The sequence below is a fragment of the Microbispora corallina genome, assembly GCF_016863035.1.
GTDB classification, from domain to species: domain Bacteria; phylum Actinomycetota; class Actinomycetes; order Streptosporangiales; family Streptosporangiaceae; genus Microbispora; species Microbispora corallina.
Map to the genome: position 1 here is coordinate 165840 of NZ_BOOC01000030.1, position 17745 is coordinate 183584.

General features: G+C 74.3%; 19 protein-coding genes. 9 read left to right on the top strand and 10 right to left on the bottom strand.

What is annotated here, in order from left to right:
* The first annotated feature begins 28 nt into the window (after positions 1–28).
* Positions 29–550: a SigE family RNA polymerase sigma factor gene (locus Mco01_RS26975; protein ID WP_204059655.1), complete on the top strand. Its 522-nt coding sequence runs from the start codon at positions 29–31 to the stop codon at positions 548–550.
* 23 nt (positions 551–573) lie between these two features.
* Positions 574–1515, top strand: coding sequence for a hypothetical protein (locus Mco01_RS26980; RefSeq protein WP_204059656.1), 942 nt, complete (start codon positions 574–576; stop codon positions 1513–1515).
* A 75-nt stretch (positions 1516–1590) separates the two neighbouring features.
* Here Mco01_RS26980 and Mco01_RS26985 read toward each other — a convergent pair whose 3' ends face one another.
* Entirely contained in the window at positions 1591–2784 is a 1194-nt protein-coding gene (locus tag Mco01_RS26985; protein WP_204059657.1) for a sensor histidine kinase, read from the bottom strand.
* Complete coding sequence (locus Mco01_RS26990) at positions 2781–3431, bottom strand: response regulator transcription factor (RefSeq protein ID WP_036328856.1); 651 nt, start codon at positions 3429–3431, stop codon at positions 2781–2783. Before Mco01_RS26990 ends, Mco01_RS26985 begins: the two co-directional genes overlap by 4 nt.
* A gap of 122 nt (positions 3432–3553) precedes the next feature.
* Here Mco01_RS26990 and Mco01_RS26995 point away from each other — a divergent pair, with 122 nt between their 5' ends.
* The 5 genes from Mco01_RS26995 to Mco01_RS27015 are packed head-to-tail and all read left to right on the top strand — an operon-like array spanning position 3554 to position 7604.
* Entirely contained in the window at positions 3554–4075 is a 522-nt protein-coding gene (locus Mco01_RS26995; protein WP_204059658.1) for a hypothetical protein, read from the top strand.
* 11 nt (positions 4076–4086) lie between these two features.
* A complete protein-coding gene (locus Mco01_RS27000; protein ID WP_204059659.1) occupies positions 4087–5172 on the top strand; it encodes a peptidoglycan-binding protein in 1086 nt (361 codons plus the stop codon).
* Positions 5169–5849 carry an ABC transporter ATP-binding protein gene (locus tag Mco01_RS27005; RefSeq protein ID WP_204059660.1) on the top strand — a complete coding sequence of 227 codons (681 nt, stop codon included), beginning with the start codon at positions 5169–5171 and terminating at the stop codon, positions 5847–5849. Before Mco01_RS27000 ends, Mco01_RS27005 begins: the two co-directional genes overlap by 4 nt.
* A 38-nt stretch (positions 5850–5887) precedes the next feature.
* A complete protein-coding gene (locus Mco01_RS27010; protein ID WP_204059681.1) occupies positions 5888–7063 on the top strand; it encodes an ABC transporter permease in 1176 nt (391 codons plus the stop codon).
* A gap of 34 nt (positions 7064–7097) precedes the next feature.
* Positions 7098–7604 carry an alpha/beta fold hydrolase gene (locus Mco01_RS27015; protein ID WP_204059661.1) on the top strand — a complete coding sequence of 169 codons (507 nt, stop codon included), beginning with the start codon at positions 7098–7100 and terminating at the stop codon, positions 7602–7604.
* A gap of 143 nt (positions 7605–7747) precedes the next feature.
* Here the strand turns inward: Mco01_RS27015 and Mco01_RS27020 are convergent, their stop codons facing one another.
* The 8 genes from Mco01_RS27020 to Mco01_RS27050 form a co-directional block, all read right to left on the bottom strand.
* The gene (locus Mco01_RS27020; protein WP_204059662.1) at positions 7748–8566 is read right to left on the bottom strand and encodes a MerR family transcriptional regulator; all 819 of its coding nucleotides are present in this window, start codon (positions 8564–8566) and stop codon (positions 7748–7750) included.
* A 20-nt stretch (positions 8567–8586) separates the two neighbouring features.
* Positions 8587–9579, bottom strand: a complete 993-nt coding sequence (locus tag Mco01_RS27025) for a DUF2332 domain-containing protein (protein ID WP_204059663.1) — start codon at positions 9577–9579, stop codon at positions 8587–8589.
* Between the two features lie 54 nt (positions 9580–9633).
* Positions 9634–11598: an AfsR/SARP family transcriptional regulator gene (locus Mco01_RS27030; protein ID WP_204059664.1), complete on the bottom strand. Its 1965-nt coding sequence runs from the start codon at positions 11596–11598 to the stop codon at positions 9634–9636.
* The gene (locus Mco01_RS39895) at positions 11595–11717 is read right to left on the bottom strand and encodes a hypothetical protein (protein WP_275410581.1); all 123 of its coding nucleotides are present in this window, start codon (positions 11715–11717) and stop codon (positions 11595–11597) included. Before Mco01_RS39895 ends, Mco01_RS27030 begins: the two co-directional genes overlap by 4 nt.
* Before the next feature lie 261 nt (positions 11718–11978).
* On the bottom strand, positions 11979–12236 hold the full coding sequence (locus Mco01_RS27035) for a GlsB/YeaQ/YmgE family stress response membrane protein (RefSeq protein WP_204059665.1): 258 nt from the start codon (positions 12234–12236) through the stop codon (positions 11979–11981).
* An 84-nt stretch (positions 12237–12320) separates the two neighbouring features.
* A complete protein-coding gene (locus tag Mco01_RS27040) occupies positions 12321–13178 on the bottom strand; it encodes a hypothetical protein (RefSeq protein WP_239103940.1) in 858 nt (285 codons plus the stop codon).
* 291 nt (positions 13179–13469) lie between these two features.
* Complete coding sequence (locus Mco01_RS27045) at positions 13470–14360, bottom strand: alpha/beta fold hydrolase (protein ID WP_204059667.1); 891 nt, start codon at positions 14358–14360, stop codon at positions 13470–13472.
* Positions 14361–14459: 99 nt separating this feature from the next.
* Positions 14460–15374 carry an RNA polymerase sigma factor gene (locus Mco01_RS27050; RefSeq protein ID WP_204059668.1) on the bottom strand — a complete coding sequence of 305 codons (915 nt, stop codon included), beginning with the start codon at positions 15372–15374 and terminating at the stop codon, positions 14460–14462.
* A gap of 145 nt (positions 15375–15519) precedes the next feature.
* Here Mco01_RS27050 and Mco01_RS27055 point away from each other — a divergent pair, with 145 nt between their 5' ends.
* Together Mco01_RS27055 and Mco01_RS27060 are read left to right on the top strand one after the other, a co-directional pair.
* Positions 15520–16077, top strand: a complete 558-nt coding sequence (locus Mco01_RS27055; RefSeq protein ID WP_204059669.1) for a TetR/AcrR family transcriptional regulator — start codon at positions 15520–15522, stop codon at positions 16075–16077.
* Positions 16078–16403: 326 nt separating this feature from the next.
* A complete protein-coding gene (locus tag Mco01_RS27060; RefSeq protein WP_204059670.1) occupies positions 16404–17246 on the top strand; it encodes a prephenate dehydratase in 843 nt (280 codons plus the stop codon).
* The last annotated feature ends 499 nt before the right edge of the window (positions 17247–17745 follow it).

Sequence of the window (17745 nt, forward strand, 5' to 3'; positions counted from 1 at the left end):
GTGGCTTTCGCCGACGAGAGGAGACCGGGTGGACGCGGATTTCGTGGAGTTCGTACGGCGCCGGGGCGACCACCATCTGAGAACGGCCGTGCTGCTCACCGGAGACTGGCACGCGGCCGAGGACCTGGTGCAGGCGAGTCTCGGCAAGTTGCACCGGGTGTGGCATCGGCTGGACACCGGCAGCGACCCCGACGCGTACCTGCGGCGCATCCTGGTCAACACCCACCGATCCTGGTGGCGGGCCCGGTGGCGCAGAGAGATCCCCCGCGCCGAGCTGCCCGATTTCCCGGGCCAGGGCGACCCGGGAGAGACGCGGGCGGTGGCCGAGGACGTCCGGAACGCGCTGGCGAAGCTGCCCGCGCGGCAGCGGACCGCGCTGGTGCTGCGGTTCTTCGCCGACCTGTCCGAGATGGAGGTCGCCGACCTGATGGGCTGCTCGGTGGGGACGGTCAAGTCCCACACGCACCGCGGGCTGCGGGCGATGCGGCGGCTGATCTCGCCCGATCTCGCGGTCAACCGAACCGAGGAGGAAGGGAGTGGGATCCGGTGAGACACCGACACGAGGAGCCGTTGATGGACGAGAACCACCTTCGCACCCTGCTCGTCAGGGCCACCGAGGACCGGCCCGCGGGCATCGATCCCATGCCGTCGATCACGCGCCGGCCCAGGCGGGTCCTGGTCCCGTCGCTCGCCGCGCTGGGCGTCGCCGCCCTCGCGAGCGTGGTCGTCACGGCGCTGCCCGGGAGCCAGGTCTCGGCGCAGGCCCAGGTGACCGCCGCGGTCGACACCACCAGCACGCAGAGCTACCGAGTCCACCTTCAGGAGGGCGACCGTACGTGGGACGGCGCCGTCGATCCCACCCGGGGCGTCGGTTTCATCGCCGAGACGGGGGGCGCGTCCGAGACCCGCTTCCTGGGCGACCTGATGTACATCAAGCGACGCGACGAGGCGAAGTGGGGCGACCAGGTTAAGTGGGAGGTCCAGCCGCGCCGCGAGGAGCAGAAGCCGGGCGCGCCGACGCCCGCCGTCCAGGCCGGGTTCGCCCCGCAGGACCTGGTCAAGCTCGCCCCGCTGGACCCGCAGGCGGCTCTCCAGCAACTCCGTTCGGCCACCGACGTCCACGAGGACGGCGCGGCCTCCGGCCAAGGCTGGACGGGTCAGCGGTTCGGATTCTCCCTGACGAGCCCGGGACCGTCCGACGCACCCGAAGGCGCCCGCGCGCCTGTGGGGGCGTCGGGCACCGTCGAGGTGGACGACCAGGGCCGGGTACGGCGCCTGGACGTCACCTTCGACGACGGCGCCCGTGACGTGATGGAGATCGGCGACTACGGGACCCCGGTGACGGTCACCGCCCCGCCCGCCGACCAGGTGGTCTCGCCGCCCACGGGCGACCCCGGCCCGCCGACCAAGCCGACCGGTGGCCCCGCGCGGCCGGAGGACAAGACGGCCGGTGGCCAGCCGAAGGACAAGACGGCCCGCGACCCCCACGAGCCGGTCAAGACGCCGAACTCCTGATCGGCGCCCACCCGGGCCGGGGCGGACACCACCGCCCCGGCCCTTCGGGTGTCCGGAGCCGTTCTCAGGAGGACCTCACTCCAGGCCTCCCGCATCAGCCGCGGGGAGCGTGACGGTGACGGCCAGGCCGCCCCCGGCGTTCGGCGCGGCCGTGACCGTGCCGTCGTGCACGCGCACGATCGACCGGACGATGGCGAGGCCGAGGCCGGCCGATCCGCGCGACGCCGTACGGCCGGACGCGAGCCGCTGGAACGGCTCGAACAGCCGGTCGACCTCCGCGGCGGGGACGACGTCGCCGCTGTTGCGGACCGTGACGACCGCCGTACCGTCGCGGTGGCCGGTGACCACCTCGACCCAGCCGCCCGGGCGGTTGTGCCGGATCGCGTTGTCGACCAGGTTGCGCACGAGGCGGTCGAGCAGGACCGGGTCGCCGGTGACCGGGGCGGGGCGCAGGTCGGAGGTCGCCGACAGCCCCGCGGTTTCGGCCTCCCCGTCCGCCTCGCCCAGCGCGCCGGCCGCGGCGACCGCCAGGTCGTGCGGCTCGTGCGCGATGACGCCGCTGTCGCTGCGGGCCAGGGCCAGCAGGCCGTCGAGGAGGCGTTCGGCGCGGCCGGTCGCAGTCAGTGTGCGCCTGCCCATGGCCTCCCACTGCGCGATCGTGCTCTCCCGCTTGGCCAGCAGCACCTCGGCGCCCGTACGGACGATCGCGAGCGGGGTGCGCAGCTCGTGCGAGGCGTCGGCGACGAACCTCCGCTGGCCGGCGAACGACGCCTCCAGCCTGGCCACCATCTCGTCGAAGGTGTCGGCCAGCTCCTTGATCTCGTCGTCGGGCCCGGTGAGCGCGACGCGCTCGTGCAGCCGGTCCTGCGAGATCCGCCGGGTGGTGGCGGTGAGCGTCCGCAAGGGCCGGAGCATCCGGCCGGCGACGACCCACGAGACGCCGAACCCCGCCATCGCGGTGATCGCCAGTGCGATCGCCGAGGTCCCGGCCGTGTTCAGCAGCGTGGCGGTGCGGAGCCGCGCGACCTCGGCCTGGTCGCCCCGCATGCTTTTGAGCTTCTCGTCCACCAGCCACCCGTCCCCCGGGGGCGGGTCGTCGGCCACCGCCTCCATCTCGGCCTGGCTGGGGCCGTGGATGTTGGTGTAGAGGCTGTGGTAGAGCAGCGCGTAGTTGAGCCCGAGGAGCGCCGCGCAGGTCGTCACGAGCACGGCCGTGTATACCAGGGCCAGCCGGAGCCGTATCGACGGGTGCCGCAGGATCGGCCTCACAGCCGGTACCCCGCTCCGACGACGGTCTCGATCAGCGGCGGGTCGCCCAGCTTGCGCCGCACCCGGGCGATGGTGACCCGTACGGTGGCGGTGAACGGGTCCGTGTGCTCGTCCCAGGCCCGTTCCAGCAGGTCCTCGGCGCTGACCACACGGCCGTCGGCGCCCATGAGGATCTCCAGCACGGCCAGCTCCTTCGTGGTGAGCGGGATGACGCGGCCGTCGCGGGTGACCACCCGCCGGGCGGTGTCGAACGTCAGGCCGGCGCGCCGCAGGACGCGCGGGGCGTTGTTGGCCCGTCGGGCCAGTGCGCGTATCCGCAGCACCAGTTCCTCGAAGACGAACGGCTTGGGCAGGTAGTCGTCGGCGCCCAGGCTCAGGCCGGCCACCCGGTCCGCCGCCTCCCCCGCCGCGGTCAGCATGAGGATCCGGGCGTCGCCGCCGCCGGCGGCCAGCGCGGTGCAGACCTGGTCGCCGTGGACGAGCGGCAGGTCGCGGTCGAGCACGACCACGTCGTAGCGGTTCGCGCCTGCCTTGTGCAGTCCCTCGACCCCGTCGGCCGCGAGGTCGACCGCCATGCCGTGGTCCCGCAGCCCGTCGGCGACCTGTTCGGCCAGCAGCGCCTCGTCCTCGATCAGCAGCACTCGCACCTGACGTCCTCCCGGCTCAGAGTCTCGGCCAACAGGCATAACACCGGTGTTACAGGCACTGTGACGGTGCCGTTGCGGGCCCGCTGCTCCACTGGAGCCCATCGGACCAGAGGAGATTGTCGATGAGAAGGATCCTGGTCGCCTGCCTGCCGGCCCTCGCGCTGGTCACGGCGGCCGCCTGCGCCGCGCCGGACGACGGGAAGGGCGTGGCCTCACTCGGCGGCGCCGCGACGCCGCGTCCCACGTCCAGCCTGAGCCTGGTGGAGCAGGCCGTCAGGTACGCGCGGTGCATGCGGCAGCACGGCGTGCCGCTACGCGACCCCGAGGTGAACGGCGGCAGTGTGCGGATCTACGGCGTCGACCGCGGCCTGGTCGACAAGGGCGGCGTGGACGCCGATGTGCTGGACCGCGCGCAGGAGGCGTGCACGTCGTACCGCCCCGTGCTGCCGGCGGACGAGCAGGCGCGCAAGCGGGCGGGAGGCCTCGACTACTCCCGCTGCATGCGGGCCCACGGGGTGGAGGACTTCCCCGATCCGGATCCGGACGGCCGGTTCTCGCTCCCGGAGGAGCAGACCGACCCCGACTACGACCGGGCCAGGGCGACCTGCAGAGCCCAGGGCCAGTCGGCCCGGCCGACCCCGTGAGCGCGACGGCCGTGACGAGCCCGCCCGCCGGACGACGTACGCGACGTGGCCGGGCCGTCGCGGTGACCGGCGCGGTCGCCCTCACGGTGGGAGCGGGCGCCGTGGCCGCGATCGGGCTGGGCGGCGAGACCACGGGCCCGCGGACCGGGGTGGACCTGCCGCCCGCGACGGCCACGGTGACGCGGCAGACGATGCTGGACACCGACGAGCTGCCCGGCGACCTGGGCTACGGCGCGACGGCGACTCTGCCCGGCCGGATCCCGGGCGTCATCACCCGGGTGCCGCTGCCCGGCGCCGTCGTCCGCCGTGGCGGGGCGATCTACCGGGTGGACGACAGGCCGGTCGTGCTGCTGTACGGCGCCGTCGCCGCGTACCGGACGCTCGCCCCCGGCTCCGTCGGCCGCGACGTGCGCCAGCTCGAGGACAACCTCAAGGCCCTGGGCTACGGCGGGTTCACGGTGGACCGCACGTACACGACGGCCACGGCGATCGCGGTGACGCGGTGGCAGCGGCGCCTCGGCCTGCCGCAGACCGGCCAGGTGGAACAGGGCCGGGTGCTGTTCGCCCCGGGCCCGATCCGGGTCGACGCCGTCACGGCGGGGGTGAACCAGTCGACCGGCGGCGGGCAGGAGGTGCTGCGGTACACGGGGACCGGCCGCGTGGTGACGGTCCGGCTGGAGGTGTCCGAGCAGCGGCTGGCCCGGCAGGGCGCCAGGGTGCGGGTGCTGATACCCGGCGGCGCGAAGGTGGCGGGCCGGGTGGAACGGGTCCACACGGTGGTCGCGCAGCCGGCCACGCCCGGCGGTCAGGCCGAGACCATGCTGGAGGCGACCGTCACGCTCAACCGGCCCGGCGCGGCCAGGAAGATCCAGGCGGCCGTGGTCACCGTGGCCTTCACGGCCGCCGAGCGCGAGAACGTCCTCACCGTCCCCGTCGCGGCGCTGGTGGCGCTCGCCGAGGGCGGGTACGGCGTCGAGGTCGTCCAGGGATCCGCCACGCGCTACGTCAGGGTGTCGACCGGCCTGTTCGCGAACGGCCGCGTCGAGGTCACCGGGGACGGGCTGCGCGAAGGCATGACTGTGGGGATGCCGCGATGATCGAGCTGACCGACGTGACGAAGACGTACCCGGGCGGCGTGCGCGCCCTCGACGGCGTCACCCTGACCATCGGCGCCGGCGAGCTGGTCGCGGTGGTGGGCCCGTCCGGGTCGGGCAAGTCCACCCTGCTGCACATGCTGGGCACCCTCGACCGGCCCACCTCCGGCGGCGTGGTGGTCGACGGGTACGACGTGTCGCGGCTGTCCGACCGCCAGCTGTCGGCCCTGCGCGCCACCCGGATCGGGTTCGTCTTCCAGCAGTTCCACCTGGCCGCGGGCGTACCGGCCCTCGACAACGTGGCCGACGGCCTGCTCTACGCCGGGGTCGGCCTGGCCGGGCGGCGGCGGCGCGCCCAGGCGGCGCTGGAACGGGTCGGCCTCGGGCACCGGCTCGGCCACGAGCCGCACGAGCTGTCCGGCGGCGAGAGGCAGCGGGTCGCGATCGCCCGCGCGGTGGTCGGCGGGCCCGCCCTGCTGCTCGCCGACGAGCCGACCGGCAACCTCGACTCCGCCTCCAGCCAGGGCGTCATGGCCGTGCTGCGGGAGTTGCACGCCGGCGGTACGACCGTCGTGGTCATCACCCACGACGCCGAGGTCGCGGCCGGGCTCGACCGGCAGGTGCGCGTGCGCGACGGCCGGATCGAGAGCGACGACGCCGAGGCGGTGACCTCGTCGTGACCGCGTACCAAGGGCGTCCGCGGCTCGCGCCCGCCCGCATGGCCCCGCGTGACGTGGCCCGGCTCGCCGCGGCCGGTCTGCGCGCCCGGCCGGCCCGGGCGCTGCTGTCGGCGCTCGGCATCGCGATCGGCATCGCCGCGATGGTCGCCGTGGTCGGCATCTCGTCGTCCTCACGGGAGGAGCTGAACCGTCAGCTGGCCGCGCTCGGCACCAACCTGCTCACCGTCGCCCCCGGGCAGACGGCCGAGGGCCAGGACGCCGAACTGCCCGTGGAGGCCGAGGCGATGATCGCGCGGATCGGCCCGGTCACCGCGGTCTCGGCGACCGGGACGATCGGCCGGGCCGCCGTGTACCGCTCGGACAGGATTCCCCGGGTGGAGACGAACGGGCTGTCCGTGCTGGCCGTCCGCACGAACCTGCCGCGGACCGTCGGCGCGACCCTGCGGGGCGGCGCCTGGCTCAACGGCGCCACGGAACGGTACCCGGCGGCGGTGCTCGGCGCCGCCGCGGCGGAGCGGCTCGGCGTCGGACGGGCGAGCCCGCAGGCGGTGATCCTGGTCGGCGGCGAGCGGTTCACGGTCGTCGGTGTGCTCGACCCGGTCGCGCTCGTGCCCGGGCTGGACACGTCCGTCCTGGTCGGCTGGGAGATCGCCACAGACCTGTTCCGCTTCGACGGGCGGGCCACGACCGTGTACACCCGGGCACGGGACGACCAGGTCGAGGCCGTGAGCGCCGTCCTGGCCGCCACCGCCGACCCGGAGGCGCCCGGCGACGTCACCGTGTCGCGGCCCTCGGAGGCCCTGGCCGCGCGCCGGGCGGCCGACGCCGCCCTGAACGGGCTGCTCCTCGGCCTGGGCGCGGTGGCGCTGCTGGTCGGCGGGGTCGGGGTGGCCAACACCATGGTCGTCTCCGTGCTGGAGCGCCGGGCCGAGGTCGGCCTGCGCCGTTCCCTCGGCGCGACCCGGGGGCAGATCCGGGTGCAGTTCCTCTCGGAGTCGCTGCTGCTGTCGGTGCTCGGCGGGACCGGCGGCGTCCTGCTGGGCATCGCGGTCACGGCGGCGTACGCCGCCTCCCGGAGCTGGCCGGCCGTCGTGCCGCTCTGGGCGACGGCGGGCGCGCTCGCCGCCACCACGCTCATCGGCGGCGTCGCCGGGCTCTACCCCGCGATCCGGGCCGCCCGCCTGTCCCCCACCGAAGCACTGGCCGCCCCCTGACCCCGGAGCGGGCAGGCCCGGGACGCCGGTGAGGATGCGCCCTGGGCGTGCCCGGCCCCGGCTCGCGATGGGGCATTCGCTGGGCGGCTCGGTGCTCGCCGCCGCCGTGTCCAGGCTGCGGCCGGAGCGCGCGGTCTACGTGGATACGCCGTTCGGCCCCGCACGCGACCGTCTCGACGCCGACGCCTTCGCGGCCGAACTCGAGGAGGCCAGAGCGGCCAGGACGGCGGAGCACCTGCGGCGGGAACGGCCGTGGTGGAGCGAGCAGGACATCGCGGTCGAGGTGGAGGCCGCCACCCTGTTCGACATCGCCACGACGGTGAGCCTGCACTCCCGGCGCGTCGGCGGGCCGGACAACACCCCTCCCCTTGTGGCGCCCTCGCTCCTGGTCCGCGCCGACCCCAGCCGGTACGTCTCGCAGGAGGCCGCGGAGGGGCTGCGCGCCCGCGGGTTCGCGGTCCGCTCGGTCGCGGGCGCCGGGCACAGCGTCTGGTACGGCCGGCACGAGGATTTCCTGGCGGCCCTGGACGGCTGGCTGTGAAGGCGAAAGCGCCCGCGCGGACGTAGCGTGGCGGTAGGGACCTCTCGAACGGCGCGTGCGGCGCGGTCACCGTGTGGCTCAGGTTCTGACCCCATGCGAAGGAACCCCCGGCCTCGGGCGGCCGGGGGCTCCGCGCCGGGAGCTCAGCGGTCGCGTGAGACGGCCTCCTGCAGTTCGGTGACCCAGGTGGCGGGGTCGCCGTGGCCGTACACGTGGTACACCTCCCGGGCGAGGCCGATGCTGCGGTAGCCGTTGTCCTCGATCCACTGGGCGAGCCGCTGCCCGGTGGCGTCCACGTCGTCCATGGAGCCGTGGTGGACGATGGTGGCCGCCTCCTCGATCTCGGGCAGGTCGACGATCTCGAAGTCGTAGACCGCCCCCGGCTCCGCGTTCACCGGCGCCCCGGCGTGGACCAGCACGCCCTCGGGGACCTGTTCGTAGTAGGCGACGGCCGGGCCCGTGACGGCGAGACCGGCCTGGTGGAGCCGCATGAACAGCTCGTCGTACAGCGGCTGGATCACCGGTCCGATCTTGTCGGGCTCGTAGCTCTCCGCGACGCCGCTGAGCTCGGCGAGGCGGACCGGGGGAACACTCTTGATCACGATGTCCACGGGCATGACGCCCTCCGTTTCGATCATGCGGAGCCTCGCCTCCACCCTGGCCAGGCGCGCCGTGTCCTCCGCCATCCGCGCCTCCAGCTCCGCCCGGCGCAGCCGCAGCATGCCGTGCAGCTCCTCCGGGCCGACCTTCTCCTCCAGGATCGTGCCGATCTGCTGGAGGCTGAGGCCGAGGTCCTTGAGCGCGATCAGCCGGTTGAGCCGGGACAGCTGCCCCGCCTCGTAGTACCGGTAGCCGGTGACATGGTCGACCCTGGCGGGCCGGAGCAGTCCGAGCGCGTCGTAGTGCCGCAGCATCCGGACCGAAACCCGGCCGAGACGGGCGAAATCTCCAATGGTGAACATGACGCCCCCGGTCTACGGCCTCACACGGTGTCAGGGTCAACCGTGTCACGAGAGCCGCGGTCGCGCCCGAACCAGACCATCGCCTGGCCGTGGGACCGGGTCCAGGCGAGCGGCGTGCCGTCCAGCGCGAGCAGGTTGTGCAGGGCCCCGCCGGGCGGCGCCGGCACCGCGCCGTGACCCGGCACGTCGTACGGCAGCACGCCGGCGGCCTCGTTCGAGATCCAGTGACCGGGCAGGCCGCACACCACCTCGGTGAACGCCTCCCGCCGCGGCCGCGGCACCTGGTAAAGCACGGACGTGTGGAACACCACCAGCGTCGCGCCGGCCGGCGCCCGCGCGGCCAGGGCCGGCAGGTCGTCGGCCAGGTCGCCGCGCACCAGCAGCGGCGGCTCGGCCGCGGCGACGGCGGCCGCGGCCCGCAGCCGGGCGCGCCGGTGCGTGTGCTCCGGCCAGATGAGGGCGTCGAGCCAGGCGACGTCCGCGGGATCGGTCACGTCGAGCGGGTTCAGGTCCAGCCCGGCCCGCCACACGACGGAGGGCAGGCGGCCCGGCGGCGTCAGCCCGGTGGCCGCGCACTCCAGGAGCGGCTCGCCGGAGCCGATGGCGTGGTCGCCGTACCGGTAGGCGTACCGGTCGGGGTAGAGGCACAGCCCGGCGGACGCGCCCACCTCCAGCAGCGCGAGCGGCTGCGGCAGCGTGGCCAGCACGGGCAGCAGGACGGCGCACCGCCCGGCCTCGTTCGTCTGCGTCGCCCGGGTGCGCATCTCGGCCTCGATCGCCGGCCAGTTCCCCACTACGTGGTCGTGGAACGCGGAAGGGTCGTCCACCGGGCCGCCGAGGAGCCGTACGACGCCGAACAGCAGGTTCGGCTGCCGCCGGGCCGCCGGCAGCCCGCCGAGCAGCGCGAGCACCTCCTCGTCGCGGGAGACCGCGCGCGCCAGCCGCTCGTACGCGGCCGACACCCCGTGCGCCTCCCGCGCGGCGAACTCGGCGTACTGCTCCGCGGTCTCCATGACTTTGATCGTCCCCCGGCGCGGGCGCCGGCGCCATCCGCCGCGGTCAGCCGCTCAGGAACGTCCCAGACGGCGGACGTCGATCAGCTCCCGTTCGGCCCGCGGGAACGGGCCGCGCCCTCCCCCGGGCGGCGCCGCCTCCGGGTGCCGCGCCTCCGGGTGCCGCGCCTCCGGGTGCCGTGCCTCCGGATGCCGCGCCTGCGACAGCCCGCCCGGCGCCGCGTCGCACCGATCGGCGCACTCGCGCTCCCACGCCTGGCGCCTGGCGAACGCCTTGACCAGCCCGAGGTACTGATAGGTCCCGTACGGCCCGGGCAGCACGAGGTGCGTGTCAGCCAGCGACTCCAGCAGCCGGTACGCCCGGGATCGCGGGACGCCGAGCAGCGCCGCGACCGACTCCGCCGTCAGCTCGCCGTCGGACAGCGCGCCGAGCCGGAAGGCGGCGGCCTCCTGCGGGTCGAGCCGGCCCTGCGCCCGCAACAGGGGCTCCTCGATCGCCGGGCAGCCGCCGTAGTCGGCCGGAGCCCGGTACAGGTCGTCCTCGATGCGCAGGCGGAGCTCCTGCAGCGTCCAGTGCGGCCTGGCCTGCAGCAGGTCGGCGGCCACGCGTACGGCCACGGGGTGGTGCGAGCACAGGCCGACGAGGTCCAGGGCGTCCTGCCGCTCCCCGAGGACCCTCCCGTGCCCGGCCAGCCGGGCCAGCATCTCCAGCGCGTCGGCCGGGGACAGGACGTCGAGCCGCATCCAGCGGGCGGACAGGTCGTACATGTGCCGCCAGGTGGTGACGATCGCGGCCGACCCCGGCGCCGCCGGCAGCAGGTGGCGGATCTGGTCGGCGTCGCGGGCGTCGTCCAGCAGGATCAGCACCCGCCGATCGGCCAGCACGGTCCGCCACAGCGCCGCCCGGTCCTCGACGCCGGCGGGCAGCCGCTCCTCCGGCAGGCCGAAGGAGCGGAGGAACGAGCCCAGCACGTCGCCGGGGCACGCCGGCCGGCCGCTGGACGTCCCGAGGTCCGCGTAGACCTGGCCGTCCGGGTAGCGGTCCCGCATCGCGTGCGCGGCCTGGACGGCCAGCGCCGTCTTCCCCACGCCGCCGAGCCCGGTGATCGCCACGACGGGCGTCCACCCGCCGGGACGGAGGGCGTCCTGGATGGCGGCCAGCTCCGCCTCCCTGCCCACGAAGCCGGGCGGCACGGCCGGCAACTGGGCGGGCGGGCAGTCGGGGGTCTGGACCGGAAGCGTCCGAGGGGCCGGCGCGGCCAGCCCGGGGTCCGAGACCAGGATCCGCTGGTGCAGCTCGCGCAGGGCGGAGCCGGGGTCGATGCCGAGCTCCTCGGCGAGCAGCCGCCGCACCTCGTCGTACACCGCCAGCGCCTCCGCCTGCCGGCCGGACCGGTACAGGGCGATCATCTGCAGCTCGCGCAGCCGCTCGCGCATCGGCTCGGCGTCGACGGCCTCGGTCACCTCCTCGCACACCTCGGCGTGCCGGCCGAGCTCAAGGTCGAGCTCCAGCCGTTCCTCGAGGACCGCCACCCTGCGCTGGACCAAGCGGGTCCGCTCCTGGTCGACGTAGTCGCCGCGGATTCCGGCAAGGGGCGAGCCCCGCCACAGGCGCAGCGCCGACCGCAGCCGGTGAGCGGCCTCGGCGGTGTCCCCGTCGGCGCGCACCGCCTGCGCCTCGCGCACCTGCGTCCGGAAGGAGTCCCAGTCCACCTGAATCACGTCGGGGGAGACGGCGTAGCCGCCGCCCGACGACCGGATCACCTGCTCGCCGTCCCCGGAGGAGGACATGACGCGGCGCAACCGGCAGATGTAGGTGCGCACGACGGCCCGGGCGCTCAGGGGCGGGCGCTCCCCCCACACCGCGTCCATGATCTCGTCGGACGACACCACCTCGCCCTCCCGCAGCAGCAGGAGGGCGAGCACGGCCCGCTGCTGGGGCGCGCCCAGGTCGAGCTCCACGTCGCCGCGCCACGCCTGGACGGGCCCGAGCAGGGCGGCCCGCAGTCCGGTGCTCATCGCCGGCCGTCCCCGGTCATGACCCCGGCGCCCGTTCGTGCACGCGCGGGAAGCCGCCGCTCGTCCCCGTAGGTCTGGACGTCGGGCACGGTGTCGTCGGCGGCTTCGATTCTGGACAAGTGATCACCATTCGGAACTGGAGTCGTCGCGAGCACGGCGGGCGGTCGCCATCATATGGATGTCGCGGCCCATCTATCGCACGGGGGCGGGCCGCCCCCGGCCCTCGTCTTTCTCCGCCCCGACCGCCGTCCGTCACCGTCCGGTCACACGGCGGAGGCGGCCGTCGCCGGAGCACGCTGCTCCCGCCACGGCCGCCTCACGGTCGCCGGCACCCTTGAGCCCGGCGTACGTCACGGAGGCGCTGTCCCGCCTCCGGACCCTCAGGACCTGTTCTTCGAGCCCATCTTCGCCACGATCGACACGCACACGGCGGCGAGGACGACCTCCACGATCAGCACCAGCAGGAGCTTGTCGGCGAAGCCGAGGAGGTAGGCGAGCCCGCTGCCGACGGCGGCGGCGACGATGCCGGCAAGAATGGTGGCGACCCAGCCGATGTCCTGACGCCCGGGGAGGACCAGCCGGCCGAGGCCGCCGACGATGAGACCGCTGATCAGAGCGCCGATAATGGCGGAAATCATTTCATGCTCCTTTAAATAACTGTTCTTCAGCGCGCAATCGGGATGACCGACGGCGCGCCGTCGGCCCGGTGGTGAGGGGGCGTCCTACTTGGCGAGGTCGCCGCAGGTGAAACCGGCCCTGCGATCGGGGTCGAGCTGGATCTGGCTGAGGTTCGTCGTCTCCATGGGCCTGCGGAAGGTCTCGAGCTTGTCGCAGTCGTACAGCACGTACGTGCCGTCGCTCTCGCCCAGCAGCATCATCCAGCGGCCGTCGTAGAGCGGCTTGTCGTTGTCGGCGCTCTTCAGAACCGTCCACTGGTCCTGGAAGCCCACGGCGCTCAGCAGGTCGCTGGCCTGCCCCGTGTCCTGGACGTCGACCGCACCCTCGACGAGCCCCAGGATGAGCAGGAAGCCCAGGCCGACCCCGGTCAGGCCGCCGACGAGCACCTTGATCCCGGCCCGGCCCACCGGCTTGCGGCGCAGCAGCCGGAACGGGACCAGGAAGGCGAGCACGCCCAGCCCGACCGCGATGACCACCATGACGAACAGGTCGAGCTCGCCGAGGACGCGGAAGACGCCCCAGTAGGTCGCCCCGCACCACACCGCCGCCAGCGCGGCCGCGATCCAGGGACGTCTCCTGATCGCCTGGAGGACCCGGCCCGCCGCGCCGCCGGTCATCCTGTCGATCAGCCAGCCCACGCCGACCACGACGCCGATCAGCGGGACGGCGGCCAGCAGGAGCAGCACCAGCGTGCTCATCATGCGGCCGAGCAGGACCGACTGGTCGACGCCCACCTGCTGGGGGTTGACCCCGAAGACGGCGTACATCTGCTCCACGCCGATGTAGAGCACCGCGTAGAGAGCCACCGCGACGGGCACCACGACGGACCCGATGCGTTCGAGCAGGCCCAGGACGCTGCCCCCGTTTTCCTGCTCCGCGGAGGTGTCGCTCTCCGGAATCACGGGAACATAATCATGTTCGGTAGAAATCGCATGAGTGGACATGGCGCAGACGGTAGGGCCCGGCCGCATGCGCGGCGTTGACGACGCGTATACGCGGTGGCCGGGCTCCTGCGGCCTGTCCGGCCCGCGAGACGCGAGGTCCGCGAACCGCGGCCGACGCGCAGCGCCGCCGACGGGCGGGGACGCGGCCGATGGCAACTGGCCGCGCCCCTCGCGCGCCCGCTTTCAGCCGGCCGCGCCCCGTCGCGCGACGCTTTCAGCCGGCCGCGCCCGCGCGCTGACGCGCCCTGCTCACTCGGCCGTCTCGGCGGCGAAGGCGGCCACGGCCGCGGCGAAGGCCTCCGGCTCCTCGATGTGGCCGAGGTGGCCGCTGCCCTCCAGGACGGTCAGCCGGGCTCCGGGAATGCCGTCGGCCAGCTCACCGGCCCAGCGCGGCCCGCAGATGACGTCGTGGCGGCCCACGACGACCAGCGTCGGGACGGTGAACGAGCCCAGCGACGGCCGGTCGTCGATGAGATCCGGGACGAGGTCCTCGTCGAGGCCGGAGACGAACACGCCCCGCACGGACGAGACGAGGGGGGCGAACTCCTCCTCGCGGTCCCAGTAGTCGGCGATGTAGGCCGGCAGTATCCCGCGGGCCGCCCGCGTGACCCCCTCGTCGTCCGCGAGCGAGCCGAGCGACTGCCACGTGTCCAGGACGCCCTGGAGCCCGGGCCTGCCGGCGTTCCGCAGCGCGAACGCCTCCATGGCGCGTGCCGCCTCGGCGAACTGCTCCGGCCCGGTCACCGGCGCGCTGTCGTACAGGACGACTCCGGCGAGCCGCTCGGGACGCGTCAGGGCGTAGTGCTGCGCGACGAACCCGCCGTACGAGTGACCGATGAGGTGCACGCGGAGCACGCCGAGATGTGCGATCAGGCCGTCGAGGGCGCGGGCGTACCGCTCCCGGGTGTACCCATGAGGGTGGGACGGCAGGCGGCCGGACTCACCCGTCCCGATCGGCTCGACGTACACCGTGGTCAGGTGCTTCTCGACGGCGGGCATCCGCATGTACTCCCACGACAGCCCGGGGCCCCCCGAGTGGACCAGGCAGACGGGCCCGGACCCGGCGACGTGGTAACGCTGGGCGACGCCCTCGACGTCGACCGTGTGGGGGCCCGGCGCCAGCGGGTGCGCGGTGTCCATGTCTTTTCCTCCCTTGTCGGCGGTTGCACCGGCAAGATGCGCCGCGAGGAGGAAAGTTCGATCCGGCCGCTGTGAGCCTCCTCACACGGGCCGGACCGCTCAGGCCGCCGGATGGAACAGCCGCAGCCGGCTGACCCGCCCCTGGTCGAGGGACATGACCCACACGACGGACGGCGGGCAGTGGTGGGGGTCGTCCGTGGGGTTGACCATGTCCATCTCCCAGATGGCGACGTCGCGCCCGGCCACCCCGTCGGCGAACCGCTGCCGGACCCCGGCCTCCAGGTCGCACTCCATGCCCCGGATCGCCAGGTCGCGCCCCCCGCGCTCACCCCGGCCGCCGATCAGCTCGGCCCGGGGCGACCAGCGCTCCTCGACGACCCGCGCGAAGGCGCCCCGCTCGGCGGCCGCCAGCGTCTCGATCGCCTCGCGGCGGCTGGCCGCGGTGCGCAGGGCGGCGTCGTCGTGGGCCAGCACCGCCGTCGCCCGCAGCGCCTCGGCCACCTTGGCCCGGGCCTGGCCCAGCCTGCTGCGCACGGTCCCGACCGGCACGTCGCACACCGCCGCGATCTGCTCGTACGACGTCACCCCGCTGAAATGGCGCAGCATCAGGACCAGTCGCAGGGGCGGGGACAGCTGGTCGATCGCGTGCCACACCCAGTCGCGCAGCGCGTGGTCCTCGATTACCTGCTCGGGGGTCGGCCCGCCCGTCGCGGGCGCCTGCTCGGTCAGCGGCAGGTGGGGAAGGCCGCGCAGCCGCATGCGGCACTCGTTGCGGACCACCATCCGCAGCCACGCCCCCACGGCCGCCGGGTCCCGGACGTCCCCGATCCTCCTCAGGGCGACGAGCGCCGCGTCCTGCAGCGCGTCGTCCACGTCGGGCACCGCTCCGAGCAGGCTCAGCGCGACCGCCCGCATCCCGGCCTGATGGCGCTCCAGCAGCAGGCCGAGCGCGCCCGCCTCGCCCGCCTGCGCCCGCAGGGTCAGCTCCTCGTCTGACGGCGGATTCGATGACATCCCCGTACGGCCCCCGTCTCTACCCGGCATCCGCGCGACCCACCGAGGCTAATGGCCCCGATCGGTGCCGCCAACTTAGATGTCACATATCATCGTTCTAGTAGCGTGCCTGTGCGCCGAGCGTACGGAGAGGGACGGGTGGGGCATGAGCCGAGTTTCCCAGGCCGAGGCGCGGGCGAACCGGCAGCGCGTGGTGGAGGCCGCGTCCCGGCTCTTCCGCGAGAAGGGCGTGGAGAACGTCAGCATCGTGGACGTCATGCAGTCGGTCGGCCTGACACAGGGCGGCTTCTACAAGCAGTTCTCGTCGAAGGAGGCGCTCGTCGACGAGGCCACGGCGCACGCGCTCACCGAGAGGATGAAGCAGCTGACCGCCCTCGACGAGGAACACGGCGGTCACGAGGCGGCGTGGTCCTGGCTCGTCGACGACTACCTCTCGGCCCATCACCGCGACGACCCGGGCGACGGCTGCCCCGCCGTCGGGTTCGTGGCCGACTTCGCGCGGGAGCTGCGGCCCCGGGAGACCTACGCCGCGGGCGTCCGCGACATGGCCGACTGGGTGGCTCCGGGCGAGGCCGGGCTGGTGGCCCTGGCCACTCTCGTGGGCGCCGTGCTGCTGGCCCGTGCCACGGCCGGCACCCCCGTGTCCGACGAGATCATGAAGGCCGTCCGCCACTCCGAGGCTCTCGCGCTGCCCGTGGGCTGAGCGCCACGTACGCCACGGGACCGGGCCCGGGGACGATTCCAGGAGCCCGGTCCCGGCCGTTCACGGCAGGCCGAGGCCACATCGGACCAGCCGTCGGCGCCGCGTTCGGGGCGGGGCCACCGTCCCGGCCAGGGCCGCGGTCGCAGTAGCATGCGAGGCGCGACCCCCAGTGGCGGACGTCGCGCCGCGGACACCGTCACGCCCGGACCGCCGTAACGCCGGACGGCCGTCGCGGCCGGCCGTCGGGGCGGCGCGGACCCGTTCCCGACCCCGTATCCGGTGGGCACAGCCACCGGGCCGACGATCCCGGAGACATCGACCAGCTCATGGTGACCATCGCCTACCAGGGGGAACCGGGGTCGAATTCGGCCGCGGCGGCCCGCGACCTGTTCCCCGACGGCCGGGAACTGCCCTGCACGACCTTTGAACAGGCCCTGGAGGCGGTCACGCTGGGCGCCGCGGACCTCGCGGTGATCCCCATGGACAACTCCGCCGCCGGACGTGTCGCGGACGTCCACCACCTGCTGCCGGAGACCGGGCTGTGGATCGTGGCGGAGTACTTCCTGCCCATCCACTTCGACCTCATGGGCGTGCCCGGCGGGTCGCTCGACCAGGTGGAGTGCGTCCGCAGTCACGTGCACGCCCTGGGCCAGTGCCGGAAGATCCTCCGTGAGGGCGGCTGGCGGACGCTGGTGTCCGACGACACGGCCGGCGCCGCCCGAGAGATCGCGGAGCTCGGCGACCCCCGGCACGCGGCGCTCGCCCCGCCCGGCGCCGCGTCCCTGTACGGGCTGCGGGTGCTGCGCGGCGGGGTCGAGGACACCCCGGACAACACGACGCGCTTCGTCGTCCTGTCCCGCGACTCCGCGGTCCCGCCGGACACGGGCGCGCCCACGATGACGAGCCTCTTCTTCTCCGTACGGAACATCCCGAGCGCGCTGTACAAGGCACTGGGCGGCTTCTCCAGCAACGCCGTCAACCTGACCAAGATCGAGAGCTACCAGGTCGGCGCCGGGCTGAAGGCCAGCCGCTTCTACATCGAGATCGAAGGGCACCCCGACGAGAGCCGGGTGGCCCTCGCCCTGGAGGAGCTGCGCTTCTTCTCCTCGGACATGCGGCTGATCGGCGTGTATCCGGCCCATGCCCACCGGGTCCGCGAGCAGGACTGACCCGCCTGCCGGTGCGAGTGAACCCGGCCGATGACCCGGTTCTGCGGCGCGCCGTCGCGGGGCGTCCGTAACGGGCGCGTCCGTACGGGCGCGTCCGTGACGGAGCACGTCCGTCAGGGGGCGTCCGCCACGAGGCGTCCGTCGCGGGTGTTCTTCGCGAGCTCCGGGGAGACCCGCTGAGCCTCCGGCGCGGCGGGTCGCGTCGCGCCGGAGGCCCGTCCTCGCCAGGAAGGAGAGCGAGGTCAGGAGGTGGCGGGGGCCTGCGACAGCGGATGGAGTCCGTCCGCGTGAGCAGGCCCAGCCCGCCACTGCGGGGGTGGTGGTCCCCGCCCAGAGCCGGGATTCGGGGCGTGCCCGATCGAGGCGGCTCACCCATGACCGGGTGGGCGCCGGCGGGGACACGCCGGGGGTGATCGCCGGCCGGCCCGGCGCACGTGGCGCCGGACCGGCCGCTGTCCTCAGGTCAGGGGCTGGTGCAGGTGGCCGTGGGGGTCGCCGC